The sequence below is a fragment of the Stenotrophomonas sp. STEN018 genome (assembly GCF_056760235.1).
Genome location: NZ_JBRREK010000035.1, coordinates 14,453 through 27,258 on the forward strand (window position 1 = coordinate 14,453; position 12,806 = coordinate 27,258).

11 protein-coding genes are annotated in these 12,806 nt (G+C 61.8%); 9 read left to right on the forward strand and 2 right to left on the reverse strand.

What is annotated here, in order from left to right:
* Positions 1 to 20: 20 nt before the first annotated feature.
* The 3 genes from ACVOMB_RS14030 to ACVOMB_RS14040 all read left to right on the forward strand — a co-directional run bounded on the left by ACVOMB_RS14030 (position 21) and on the right by ACVOMB_RS14040 (position 2,853).
* Positions 21 to 959: a nucleoside hydrolase gene (locus ACVOMB_RS14030; RefSeq protein WP_481531742.1), complete on the forward strand. Its 939-nt coding sequence runs from the start codon at positions 21 to 23 to the stop codon at positions 957 to 959.
* A gap of 98 nt (positions 960 to 1,057) precedes the next feature.
* Positions 1,058 to 1,300: a type B 50S ribosomal protein L31 gene (locus tag ACVOMB_RS14035; RefSeq protein WP_057629116.1), complete on the forward strand. Its 243-nt coding sequence runs from the start codon at positions 1,058 to 1,060 to the stop codon at positions 1,298 to 1,300.
* Between the two features lie 278 nt (positions 1,301 to 1,578).
* Positions 1,579 to 2,853 carry a citrate synthase gene (locus ACVOMB_RS14040; RefSeq protein WP_481531743.1) on the forward strand — a complete coding sequence of 425 codons (1,275 nt, stop codon included), beginning with the start codon at positions 1,579 to 1,581 and terminating at the stop codon, positions 2,851 to 2,853.
* A gap of 486 nt (positions 2,854 to 3,339) precedes the next feature.
* Here the strand turns inward: ACVOMB_RS14040 and ACVOMB_RS14045 are convergent, their stop codons facing one another.
* Both ACVOMB_RS14045 and ACVOMB_RS14050 read right to left on the reverse strand, forming a co-directional pair.
* Positions 3,340 to 3,966, reverse strand: a complete 627-nt coding sequence (locus ACVOMB_RS14045; RefSeq protein WP_481531744.1) for a hypothetical protein — start codon at positions 3,964 to 3,966, stop codon at positions 3,340 to 3,342.
* A 76-nt stretch (positions 3,967 to 4,042) separates the two neighbouring features.
* Positions 4,043 to 6,481 carry a penicillin-binding protein 1A gene (locus ACVOMB_RS14050; protein WP_481531745.1) on the reverse strand — a complete coding sequence of 813 codons (2,439 nt, stop codon included), beginning with the start codon at positions 6,479 to 6,481 and terminating at the stop codon, positions 4,043 to 4,045.
* A gap of 215 nt (positions 6,482 to 6,696) precedes the next feature.
* Here ACVOMB_RS14050 and ACVOMB_RS14055 point away from each other — a divergent pair, with 215 nt between their 5' ends.
* The 6 genes from ACVOMB_RS14055 (at position 6,697) to ACVOMB_RS14080 (ending at position 12,783) form a co-directional block, all read left to right on the forward strand.
* The gene (locus tag ACVOMB_RS14055; RefSeq protein ID WP_481531746.1) at positions 6,697 to 7,755 is read left to right on the forward strand and encodes a pilus assembly protein PilM; all 1,059 of its coding nucleotides are present in this window, start codon (positions 6,697 to 6,699) and stop codon (positions 7,753 to 7,755) included.
* Positions 7,755 to 8,564, forward strand: coding sequence for a PilN domain-containing protein (locus ACVOMB_RS14060; RefSeq protein WP_481531747.1), 810 nt, complete (start codon positions 7,755 to 7,757; stop codon positions 8,562 to 8,564). Before ACVOMB_RS14055 ends, ACVOMB_RS14060 begins: the two co-directional genes overlap by 1 nt.
* On the forward strand, positions 8,561 to 9,223 hold the full coding sequence (locus ACVOMB_RS14065) for a type IV pilus inner membrane component PilO (RefSeq protein ID WP_481531748.1): 663 nt from the start codon (positions 8,561 to 8,563) through the stop codon (positions 9,221 to 9,223). The genes ACVOMB_RS14060 and ACVOMB_RS14065 overlap by 4 nt, the downstream gene beginning before the upstream one ends.
* A 2-nt stretch (positions 9,224 to 9,225) precedes the next feature.
* Positions 9,226 to 9,756: a pilus assembly protein PilP gene (locus tag ACVOMB_RS14070; RefSeq protein WP_481531749.1), complete on the forward strand. Its 531-nt coding sequence runs from the start codon at positions 9,226 to 9,228 to the stop codon at positions 9,754 to 9,756.
* Between the two features lie 19 nt (positions 9,757 to 9,775).
* The gene (locus ACVOMB_RS14075) at positions 9,776 to 11,662 is read left to right on the forward strand and encodes a type IV pilus secretin PilQ (RefSeq protein ID WP_481531750.1); all 1,887 of its coding nucleotides are present in this window, start codon (positions 9,776 to 9,778) and stop codon (positions 11,660 to 11,662) included.
* A 101-nt stretch (positions 11,663 to 11,763) separates the two neighbouring features.
* Positions 11,764 to 12,783: an AAA family ATPase gene (locus ACVOMB_RS14080; RefSeq protein WP_481531751.1), complete on the forward strand. Its 1,020-nt coding sequence runs from the start codon at positions 11,764 to 11,766 to the stop codon at positions 12,781 to 12,783.
* Positions 12,784 to 12,806: the final 23 nt, after the last annotated feature.

Here is a 12,806-nt window from a genome sequence, read left to right on the forward strand (position 1 = left end):
AACCAGAAGTGAAGCAGAAGATGAGCAAGAAGATACCGTTGCTGATTGATACTGATCCGGGCGTGGACGACGCGCTGGCACTGCTGATGGCCTTTGCCGATGAGCGCCACGACGTGATCGGGTTGACGGTGGCAGCGGGCAATGTCGGCCTTGAGTACACCGTACGCAATGCGCTGAAGCTGTGCGAAGTGGCTGGTCGCGAAGACGTGCCGGTATTCGCCGGTACCGCCGATCCGCTGGTGTACCCGGCTGAAGATGCCGCGCATGTGCATGGCCGCGACGGTTTTGGCGATGTCGACTTGCCGCTGACTGCGCGCAAGGTGGAAGCCGAGCACGCTGCCTTGGCGATCCTGCGCCTATCGCACCAATATGCCGGCGAACTGCTGCTGGTAGCGCTCGGCCCGTTGACCAATATCGCGCTCGCCCTGAAGCTGGATCCCAGCCTGCCGCAGCGCGTGAAGCGCTTTGTGGTGATGGGCGGCGCAATCACCGGCCACGGCAATATCACGCCGGCGGCAGAGTTCAATATCGCTTTCGATCCGGAAGCGGCGCACATCGTGTTCACCTCGTTCCCGTTCATCGAAGTCGCCGATTGGGAAGCCACCATCGCCCACGGTCTGATGCATCGCGATGTCGAGCAGTGGCTGGCAGCAGACACCGACAAGGCCCGCTTCTACGAGTTGATCTCGCGTCAGACCCGGTTGTGGTCGGAAGACAGCCGCGGTGAGCGCTGGTACGCCGCCGATGCACTGGCGATGGCGTGGGCGTTGCAGCCGGAAGGCGGCACCGTGGTTGAGCAACGGCCGCTGTCGATCGAACTGACCGGCAGCCGCAGCCGCGGCGCTACCATCGTGGATTGGAACCGCCAGACCGGTGCGGCGGACAATACGGCGTTGCTGATCGGCTATGACCAGGCCCGTTTCGAGGCCCAGGTACGCGGCGCGTTGCTCGGCCAGTAACCGTCCGGGTAAGTGGTTCAGCAGACACGACTTGCCTGCAGCGGCAGGTCGTGTCTATAATGGCGGTCTTGACCACCAGACAATACGGTGTGAGCCCCATGAAGGCCGATATCCATCCTGATTACCACAACGTCGTTTTCCACGACGTGACCTCTGATTTCAAGTTCCTGACCCGTTCGACCATGTCCTCGAAGGACACGGTCAAGTGGGAAGACGGCGAAGAATATCCGCTCGTCAAGGTTGAAATTTCCTCGGCTTCGCACCCGTTCTACACGGGCAAGCACAAGGTTATCGATACCAGCGGCCGCATCGACAAGTTCCAGAAGCGCTACGCGCGCTAATCGAACTGTTGTTGCTGCACAGACAACGGCCGCGCCCTGCGCGGCCGTTGTTTTGTCTTGCTTGCCGTACAGCTGAACCATTGCAGAATCTGGCCGTTGTGCCAGCGCGATGCTGTGTCGCGTGGAAACTCCGGCTATAAGACTTTTGTCTTCGCAATCTGCAAATGCTGCTGTGCGATAATCGTCGGAACCGCAGTGGAAAACTGCGGAATTCCTTCACGCGCCTGCCCGCACCCCATTCGTCAGGACAGGCGCCTTCCACTTGAGGAGCGCACACTGTGTCCGATCTTGATCAGGTCACGCTCAACGCCGGCGATACGTCGGTCGTTCTGCCTGTCGTCAAACCCGTGCTGGGCAATAACTGCGTCGATATCTCGAAGCTGACCAAGGAAACCGGTCTCTTCACCTACGACTCGGGCTATACCGCCACTGCAAGCTGCAAGTCGGCCATCACCTACATCGATGGCGACAAGGGCGTGTTGTTGTACCGCGGCTATCCGATCGAACAGCTGGCTGCCAAGTCCAGCTTCGTCGAAGTGGCCTACCTGCTGATCAATGGCGATCGTCCGAGCGCCGACCAGCTGAAGGCTTTCGAAGCCGAACTGACCGCTGAAGCCGGCGTTGATGAATCGATCAACACCTTGATCGGCAGCTTCGCCAAGGACGCGCATCCGATGGCGATCCTGGCTGCCTCGATCGCGCAGCTGTCGGCCAAGTACCACGCTTCGCTGGATCTGGATGACGCCGAACAGCGCCGCCAGGCTGCGGTGCGTCTGATCGCCAAGGTTCCGACCTTGTCGGCACTGATCTACCGTCACGGCGCTGGCTTGCCGGCCAACAAGCCGGACACCTCGCTGGACTACGTCAGCCGCTTCCTGAAGCAGACCTTCGAGTCGGCCGACGGCAAGTACGACCTGAACAAGGACGTGGTCAAGGCACTGGACCTGCTGTTCATCCTGCATGCCGACCACGAGCAGAACGCCTCGACCTCGACCGTGCGTCTGGTCGGTTCCACCGGCGCCAACCCGTACGCTTCGGTCGCCGCTGGCGTCACCGCGCTGTGGGGCCCGGCACATGGCGGCGCCAACGAAGCCGTGCTGAAGATGCTGGAAGAGATCGGCTCGGCTGACAACGTCGAGTCCGCCGTGGTCAAGGCCAAGGACAAGACCTCGGGTTTCCGTCTGATGGGCTTCGGCCACCGCGTGTACAAGAACTTCGACCCGCGCGCCAAGGTGATCGGTGAGATGACCAAGCAGGTGCTGGGTCAGCTCGGCGTGCAGGATCCGTTGCTGGATGTTGCCATCAAGCTGGAACAGGCTGCGCTGCAGGACGAGTACTTCGTTGCCCGCAAGCTGTACCCGAACGTCGACTTCTACAGCGGCATCATCTACAAGGCACTGAACATCCCGACCGAGATGTTCACGGTCATGTTCGCCCTGGGCCGCACCGCTGGTTGGGTGTCGCATTGGCTGGAACAGCAGGTTGATCCGGAAATGAAGATTGGCCGTCCGCGCCAGGTCTACACCGGCCACGACGTGCGCGATTACAAGTAATGGCAACGGCGCAGCGATGCGCCGCTTCCATCACGATGAAAACCCCGCTTCGGCGGGGTTTTTTGTTGTTCGTACGCTAGTGCCAAGATGAGCCAGATGCTCTTGTAGGAGCGGCGTAAGCCGCGAAGCCGGTGCAGCGACCGGAGCCAGTCGAAGCTTTTCTACATTGAGCTGCATTGCGCAGATGGCGTTTGGCTGAGATCAGACACGTGATCGGCCTCGCCGTTGATGGTCGCTTGGAAGGCTCCTGCCGAGCATGGCTCGGCACTACGCTGAGGTGTTGCTTGGAAGGCCTCTACCGAGCATGGCTCGGCACTATCGTTCCCTCCCTTTGCCGTAGGCAAGGGGAGGGTTGGGGAGGGGGGCTCTCGCGCTTTCGCGCAAGGTCAGCTTCGCGGCTTACGCCGCTCCCACAAGAGCAGAGATGCTCGGTAGGGGCTTTACCGGGAATGCCTCTGCCGAGCATGGCTCGGCACTACGACCCTCCTACAAATTCAAGGCCAGTAGTTGCTTCAGCTGCGTCAGCGTCGCGCGTGGCAGTGGTTTGCCGTCATCGGCAGATACCGGCGGCTGCCGCAATGCGTCCTCTGGCAATACCACCAGCTCGAAGGCGATGCCGTCAGCGGCGAACTCGCAGCCGGGGTAGTGCTGCTTTGACGGATGGCCGGCCAGTCGCAATGGCCAGGCGCGTGCTTCGGCCGGGATGCGTTGCTCATGCAGAAAGCGCTGCACGGCATCTGCATCGTCGCAGTGCAGGTGCAGGATGACCGGGCTGTTGCCATCGGCCAGGCCACTCAACACTGCGCCGGTCAGGCGTGGCTGGAAGGCCTGCAGGAACTGCATGGCCTGCAATGCCGACTCACGATGCAGGCGTAACGCGCCAGGCTGGCTGCTGGAGGCAAACAGCAATTGGTGCTCGCGCAGTGCCTGCTCGATCTCACTTAGTCGTGGCCACAGGATTTCGGCGGTAATGCCGAGTTTGCTGGCTGCCTTGCGGCGCGCGTGCTCAAGGTCATGGATGCCGCTTTCGGCGATCAGGCGAGCTGCCTCCTGCGCGATCAGTTGCCGTTCGCGGCTGTTGCGGGGAGGTGATTGCGGCGGCGATGACGGCATCGGGCTCTACCCTCGTGGTTGCTGGCCCGATTGTAGGCAGGCGGCGGGGCTTGCGTCCCGCCGCCTGTTGGCCGAATCAGAAGATATCGAAGGCCGCGTCGTCGGTGGTGTGACTCTGCTGGCCGAAGTCGAAGTCCTGTACGCGGTCCAGGTCTTCGGTCTTGACCCACTCAACAGCGCCATTCAGCGTCGCCTGGACCATGCCCGAGGGCGGGTCGTTCTTGGCGATGGGAGCGTCCTTCAGCGCGACACGCATGTAGTCGATCCAGATCGGCAGGGCGGCCTTGCCGCCGTATTCGCGGTAGCCCAGCGAGCGGAAGTCGTCGCGGCCGACCCATACGGTGGTTGCCAGCGGGCCACCGAAGCCGGAGAACCAGGCGTCGCGGTGGTCGTTGGTGGAGCCGGTCTTGCCGCCCACATCTTCGCGGCCTAGAACCTTGGCGGCGGTGCCGGTGCCGCGCTGGACCACGTCGCGCATCATCGATACCAGCTGGTAAGCGGTACGTTCGTCGATGGCGCGCGGTGCGGTGCGGGCGTTCGGGTTGACCGGCTTGGCTGGCTCGATGGCCTCAGGCTTGGCCTCGGCGGGCTTGGCGGCGACTGGGGCGGGTGCCGCCTCGGCGCCAAAGTTGAAGCCGTCCACCACCTGGCTGACGGGGGCCGTGCCGGAGGCAGAGGTGCCGCCACAGCCACGACAGGCCATGGCCGGGTTCTCCTTGAAGATCACATTGCCTTCGCGGTCCTTGATCTCGTCGACGATCCAGGTGTCCACGCGCGAGCCGCCGTTGGCGAATACGGCATAGCCACGCGCCACCGACAACGGGGTCAGCGAGGCGGTGCCCAGCGACATCGACAGGTTCGGCGGCAACTCCGCCTCCTGGAAGCCGAATTCGCTGATGTACTTGCGCGCATAGTCCACGCCCATGCTGTCGAGCAGGCGCACCGAGACCAGGTTGCGCGATTGCACCAGGGCCTCGCGCAGGCGCATCGGGCCGCGGAAGCCGCCGCCATCGTTCTGCGGCTGCCAGGTCTTGCCGCGGCGGTCGCGGAACACCACGGGCGCATCCAGCACGATCGAGGCCGGGTTGAAGCCCTTGTCGAAGGCGGCGGCATAGATGAACGGCTTGAAGCTGGAGCCAGGCTGGCGGCGCGCCTGGGTAGCGCGGTTGAACTTGTTGCCGGCAAAGCTGAAACCGCCGACCAGGGCGCGCAATGCGCCACTTTCGGCATCCACCGAAACCAGCGCGGCTTGCCCGCGTGGAATCTGGTCGATCAACCACTCGCCTTCCTTCGCACCGGCCCGCACGCGGATCATGTCGCCGCGGGTGACCAGCTTGGCCGGGCTGCGGTTGGTCCAGCGGCTGGACGCAACTGGCAGTACCAGTTCGCTGCGGTCGGCCAGTACCACGGTGATGCCGCCGTCGGCATGGGTAGCCGCAACCACCGCAGGTTGCATGCCCGACTGTGCGGGAATGCCGGCGATATGCCTGGCCAATGCGGTGTTGTCGGCATCGGCCGTGACGTCGAAGTGCTGTTCCACGCCGTGCCAGCCATGGCGATGGTCATAGGTGATCAGGCCATCGCGCACCGCTGTGTTGGCGGCCTCCTGCAGCTGGCCATTGATGGTGGTGGTGACGTGGTAGCCCTTGTTGAGCACGTCGCCGCCGTACTTGGCGATCATTTCCTGGCGCACCAGCTCGGCCACGTACGGCGCATAGACCTGCACCGGCGGCTCGTGCGGGCTGGCGTGCATGGCCACAGCCTTGGCCGCATCGGCTTCGGCCTGGCTGACATAGCCCAGGTCTGCCATGCGCTGCAGCACGTAGTTGTCGCGGCGCTGGCGTGCACGTTCGGGGTTGCTCAGCGGGTTGCCGCTGGACGGGAACTTGGGGATGCCGGCCAACGAGGCCATTTCGTCCAGGTCGAGCTCGCCCAGCTTCTTGCCGTAGTAGTACTCGGCGGCGGCACCGATGCCATACGCGCGGTTGCCAAAAAAGCTCTTGTTTAGGTACAGCTCGAAGATCTCGTCCTTGCTCAACTCGCTCTCGATTTTGCGGGCGAGCAGGATTTCGGCGAATTTGCGCGTGTAGCTGACCTCACTGCTGAGGAAGAATTGCCGCGCAACCTGCTGGGTAATGGTCGATCCGCCGGGTACACCGTCCTTGGAGCCGGTGCGTGCGATCAGCCATACGGCGCGGGCAATACCCTTGTAGTCGATGCCGTCGTGTTGGTAGAAACGGGCGTCCTCGGTGGCCAGGAAAGCCTGCTTCAGGCGCTCCGGAACGTCCTTCATCTGCACCGGGTAACGGCGTGTCTCGCCGAATACCGCCATCAATTTCCCTTCGTTATCATAAACATACATTGGCTCCTGCAATTCAACATTGCGCAGTGCCTGTACGTCCGGGAGCTTGGACGAGACAACGTAATAGAGCGAGCCGATGGCGATCGCGCCGACCAGGGAGAAGGCGACAAAGAGGGCCAGCAGCCAACGCAGCCAGCGACGAAAACGTGGCATCCAGAAGTCCCGATTGCGGTTTTTGTAGCCGCAGAGTATAGATTACGCAGGGGAGCGGCTGGGGCCGCGTCCTGGGGAGAGCAAATGGGGATACAGCTGGGCGGCGTGATGCAGATCGCGTCTCGCATTCCGGATGGTTGCCATTTGCTGAAAAAACGTTATTAATGCGCCGACGCAAGACTTGCGTCCAAGTGCCCGTCGGCAGGGGAGAATCCGTGGGGCTTATCCCAAAGAGTCAGGCACCAATCATTGGTGTCGACATCAGTTCGACTGCGGTAAAGCTGCTTCAGCTTTCCCGCAGCGGTAATCGTTTCCGCGTGGAACATTACGCCGTGGAACCTCTTCCGCCGAACGCGGTGGTGGAGAAGAACATTGTCGAGGTCGAAGCAGTCGGCGAAGCGATTCGCCGGGCTGTTGCGCGTTCGGGCAGCAAGGCCAAGGGGGCTGCTGCTGCCGTTGCCGGTTCTGCGGTGATCACCAAGGTGATCCCGATGCCAGCAGATCTGGACGAGAACGACATGGAGGCACAGGTCGAACTGGAGGCGGTGAACTACATCCCGTACCCGATCGACGAAGTGAACCTCGATTTCGAAGTACTGGGCCCAGTGCCGAACAATCCAGAAATGGTGCAGGTACTGCTGGCTGCGTCGCGCTCTGAGAACGTGGAGCTGCGTCAGTCCGCGCTGGAGCTGGGTGGGCTGACCGCCAAGGTGATGGATGTGGAAGCGTTCGCTATTGAGAACGCCTTTGCATTGGTCGCCAGCGAGCTGGCTGTACCCAGTGATGGGGTGGTAGCGCTGGTCGACATCGGCGCAACCATGACCACGCTCAACGTCTTGCGTGGTGGCCGCAGCCTGTACAGCCGCGAACAGGTGTTCGGCGGCAAGCAGCTCACCGACGAAGTGATGCGCCGCTACGGGTTGAGCTACGAGGAAGCAGGCTTGGCCAAGCGCCAGGGCGGCTTGCCCGAGAGTTACGAGGTTGAAGTGCTGGAGCCGTTCAAGGAAGCGACGGTGCAGCAGATCAGCCGCCTGTTGCAGTTCTTCTACGCCGGCAGCGAGTTCAACCGCGTTGACCACATCGTCCTGGCTGGCGGCTGTGCTGCCCTGATCGGCTTGCCGACCATGGTCGAAGAGCAGCTTGGCGTGGCGACGTCAGTTGCCAACCCCTTGGCGCAGATGACGTTGGGGCCGAAGGTCCAGGCGCATGCACTGAACCAGGATGCGCCGGCGCTGATGATCGCGACGGGTCTGGCCATGAGGGGGTTTGACTGATGGCACGGATCAACCTATTGCCATGGCGCGAGGAGCGCCGCAAACAGCGTCAACGTGAGTTCTACGGGATGCTGGGCTTTGCCGCGCTCAGCGGCGTGGTGCTGTCGGGTTTGCTGTGGTTCTACTTCAGCCAGCAGATCAGCGGGCAGAACGAGCGCAATGCGTATCTTGAGACCGAGATCGCCAAGGTCAAGGAGCAGAACAAGGAAATCGAACGCCTGGACAAGCAGAAAGATCGTCTGCTGGCCCGCAAAAAGGTGATCGAGGAACTGCAGGGCAAGCGTTCGCAGATGGTGCACCTGTTTGATTCGCTGGTGCGCACGATTCCTGATGGCGTGGTGCTGACGGCGCTCAAGCAGGAAGGCGATACGCTGACCCTGGAAGGCCGCACGCAATCCAATGCACGCGTCAGTGCCTATATGCGCAACCTGGAGAATTCTGGCTGGATGACCAACCCGGAGCTGTCGATCATCGAGGCACGTGCGCAGGATGCGCAGGAAAAGGGCGGTGCCGTTGTCGACATCAAGTCCTTGCCGTACGTGTTCACGCTGAAGGTACAGCTGCCGGCACCCAGTGACGCTAAGTCCGAAGGTGCTGATGTCGTGGTCACCGGCGATGCGGCGGCGGCTCCAGCTTCGGCTGCTGCTGGTACAGCAGTGGCTCCGGCTGCTACAGCGCCTGCTGCAACCGCACCTGTTGCTCCCGCAGCTGCGCAGCCGGTAGCCCCGGCGGGGCCTGCCAGCGGGGCTGAGAAGGCCAAGGGCGGCACAGTACCGGCCGCGCCGGCGCAGAAGGAGGCCCGTTCGTGAGCAAGAAATTCAACGCTAAAGAGCTGGACTTCAATAACATCGGCGCTTGGCCGCGTAACGCGAAGATCGTGTTCTGCGTGCTGCTCTCGGTATTGATCATCGGTCTGTCCTACCTGCTGGTCATCAGTGGGCAGAGGGATGAGCTGGAAGGTCTGGTCAGTAAAGAAGCGACGCTGCGCGGGGACTTCGAGAAGGAGCAGAAGCGCGCGGTCAATCTGGAGCCGCTGAAGCAGCAACTGGCACAGATGGAGCAGGTGTTGCAGCAGATGTTGCGGCAGTTGCCCAGCAAGACCGAGATGCCGGACTTGATCATTGATGTTTCGCAGACCGCGTTGTCCAGCGGCCTGAACAATGAATTGTTCAAACCCGGCGATGAGACATTGAAAGAGTTCTACGCCGAGAAGCCGATCGCGCTGCGCCTGGTAGGCAGCTACCACCAGTTTGGTGCGTTCGTCAGTGGCGTGGCCTCGCTGCCGCGCGTGGTCATCCTGACCATGCACGACATCAATCTGAAGCCCAAGGGCGGTCAGGGCGTGATTACGCCTGGTGGCGCGCTGGAGTTGTCCGGTACGGTCAAGACCTACCGCTATTTGGATGACACCGAACTTGCTGATCAGGAAAAGGCAGCTGCCGATGCTCAGAAAAAAGGAGGGAAGTAATCATGCGTAGTGTTTCCTCCCTGGCTTTGGGCGTGGTGTGCGTGGTACTGCTGGGCGGTTGCGCCCGCGGCATCACCAGTACGCCTGGTGACGCGCCTAATCTTGAAAAATGGACTGCCGACGAGCGCGCACGTCCGGCCGATCCATTGTCACCGTTGCCAGTGATGCAGCAGTTCGAGACCTTCGAATACTCCGCTCAGGGCCTGCGCGATCCGTTCAGTGATGCGTGGGTGTCCGATGACGGCAACAGCCAGTTGCGGCCGGATCCGAACCGTCGCAAGGAGCCGCTTGAAGGGTTCCCGCTCGACAGCTTGGACATGGTTGGCACGATCGGTAGCGGCGCGGGTGCGGTGGCACTGGTGATGGGACCGGACAAGGTCACTTACCGTGTACGCCCTGGGGTGTACATGGGCCAGAGCGATGGCCGTGTTACCGGTGTACGCGAAGACGGGATCGAGTTGATAGAACTAGTGCCGGACGGTGCAGGTGGCTGGCTGGAACGCCCAGCTTCGCTTGCACTGGACGATCGTTGATTGATTAGGGGATAGCACGATGACTTTTACCAAAGCCCTGAGCCTGCGTCCCATCCGGCGCCATGCACTGGTCCGCGTCTGCGCCCTGGGAGTGGCGTTGGCAGCGGTGTGCGGCTCTTCCTTCGCAGCACCGCCTGCTACTACGGGTGTCGGCGGCGCAGCCGCAGCCCCGCAGCAGGCGGTGAAGGCGGTTTCCGTAACCAAGATCGACTTCAAACGCGGTGATGATGGCGCGGGGCGATTGATCATGCAGTTCGACGGCCAGGGCGCGAGTCCCGACCTGCGCAACCAGGGCAACAACGTCGTGATCGACGTTGGCAACGCCGTGTTGCCAGCCGAACTGCAGCGGCCGCTCAACGTGGTTGATTTTGCTACACCGGTACAGCGCATTGACGCCAAGCCGTCCGGGCAGGGTTCGCAGCTGGTGCTCAGTACCAATGGCGCATTCGACTCGCTGGCCTACCAGACCGGCAATGAGTACGTGGTTGAGATCACTCCGCGGCAGAGCGAACTGGCTACCGGTGCGGTGACCTCCAAGACGGTCGCGCAGGCAACTGCCGCGGTGGCTGCACGTGGTTACAGCGGGCGTCCGGTGACCTTCAACTTCCAGGACGTGCCGGTGCGCACGGTGCTGCAGTTGATCGCCGAGGAATCCAACCTCAACGTAGTGGCATCCGATACGGTGCAGGGCAATGTGACCCTGCGCCTGGTCAACGTGCCGTGGGACCAGGCACTGGACATCGTGCTGCGTGCCAAGGGCCTGGACAAGCGCCGTGACGGTGGTGTGGTCTGGATCGCACCGCAGCCCGAGCTGGCCAAGTTTGAACAGGAAAAGGAAGACGCGCGTATCGCGATCGAGAACAAGTCCGACCTCATCACCGATTACGTGCAGATCAACTACCACAGCGCCACCGCCATCTTCAAGGCGATCACCGAGGCCAAGGGTGTCGGTAACTCGGGCGGTTCTGGTGGTTCAGGTGGTTCGAGTGAGAACGAGAATGGCTTCCTGTCGCCACGCGGTCGCTTGGTTGCAGATGAGCGCACCAATACCTTGATGATCAGTGATATCCCGAAGAAGGTCGCGCAGATGCGCGAGCTGATTGGGGTGATCGATCGTCCGGTTGACCAGGTGCTGATCGAAGGCCGTATCGTTATCGCCAATGACACGTTTGCGCGGGATCTGGGTGCCAAGTTCGGTATCGGTGGCAAGCGCAATTACAACAACGGTGACAACCAGGCAACGATTGGTAATACCGCCAATGGTAGTGGTATTGCAAATCGTGGGCTTAATGTAAACCTGCCTGCGGGCACGTTCACTACCGGCGTTGCTCCCAGTCTTGCCTATACATTGCTGGGTAAGAACTTCAATCTGGATCTCGAGTTGTCGGCTCTGCAGGAGGAAGGTCGTGGTGAGGTCATCTCCAATCCGCGTATCGTCACCGCGAATCAGCGCGAAGGCGTGATCAAGCAGGGTAAGGAAATCGGCTACGTCACCATTACCGGTGGTACCGGCGGTGTTGCGGCAACGCCGAACGTCCAGTTCAAGGAAGTGTTGCTGGAGCTGAAGGTCACCCCGACCATCACCCAGGACAATCGTGTCTTCCTCAACATGAACGTGAAGAAGGACGAGATCGATCGCTACTTGACGGTGACCAATTTCGGCGTGGTTCCGATCATCAATCGTCGCGAAATCAATACCGCTGTACTTGTTGACGATGGCCAGACCGTGGTGATTGGTGGCGTGTATGAGTTCACCGATAAGGAGAGCGTCAGCAAGGTACCGTTCCTGGGCGATATCCCGTTCCTTGGCAATCTGTTCAAGAAGCGTGGTCGCAGCAAGGACAAGGCGGAGTTGCTGGTGTTCGTGACTCCGAAGATCCTGCGCGTGGCCAGGGCCGCCCAGTAAACGCTTGATACAGCTAGGGAGAGGGCCGCTTGAAGCGGCCCTTTTCCGTTTCCGGGCAGGCGTTTGGAACCATTTCATCGCAGATCAGTCAAACTGCGCTTATGAACCTGCCTCCTCAGCTGCCTAACCAAGACGATGCTGCGGTCCGTGACAACGGCCTGCATCAGGAATTCACTGCATTGCGCGACGCCCTGGCCAGCGAAATCGTTGGGCAGTCGTTGTTGATCGACCGACTATTGACCGCGCTGTTGGCGGACGGGCATCTGCTGGTGGAGGGCGCACCCGGCCTGGCCAAGACCACTGCCATCCGCGCCCTGGCCTCGCGCATCGATGCCAGCTTTGCGCGTATCCAGTTCACCCCGGATCTGCTGCCGGCCGACCTTACCGGCACCGATATCTGGCGTTCGCAGGAAGGTCGCTTCGAGTTCCAGGCCGGGCCGATCTTCCACCCGATCCTGCTGGCTGACGAAATCAACCGTGCCCCGGCCAAGGTGCAGTCGGCCCTGCTCGAAGCAATGGGTGAGCGGCAGGTGACAGTCGGCCGCAATACCTATCCGCTGCCTGACGTGTTCCTGGTGATGGCCACACAGAACCCGATCGAGCAGGAGGGCACTTTCCCGCTGCCGGAGGCGCAGCTGGACCGTTTCCTGATGCATGTGCGCATCGGCTACCCGGACGCCAGCGCCGAAACCGAAATCCTGCGGCTGGCGCGTGAGCGCGCCTTGCGGGCGATGCGCCCACAGCAGGCGACAATCGAGAAAATCTCGCTGCAGAAGATCGAACAGGCGCGCCGTGAAGTGCTGGAGCTGCATATGGCGCCGCAGTTGGAGCGCTATTTGATTGCGCTGGTGCTGGCTTCACGTGATGCCAGTGCGTATGACGCACAGCTGGCCAAGCGTATTGCCTGGGGGGCTAGCCCGCGCGGTTCGATCGCGCTGGAACGTTGTGCCCGTGCGCGCGCCTGGTTGGCCGGCCGTGACTATGTCACGCCTGATGACATCCGCACCGTGGCAGCCGACGTGCTACGCCATCGCGTGCTGCCCAGCTACGAGGCCGCTGCCGAAGGCTGGGATGGCGAGCGCCTGGTGGCGGCGCTGCTTGATTGCGTGCCCCTGCCTTGAGGCCGGCGCTGATGGCAGCTGTT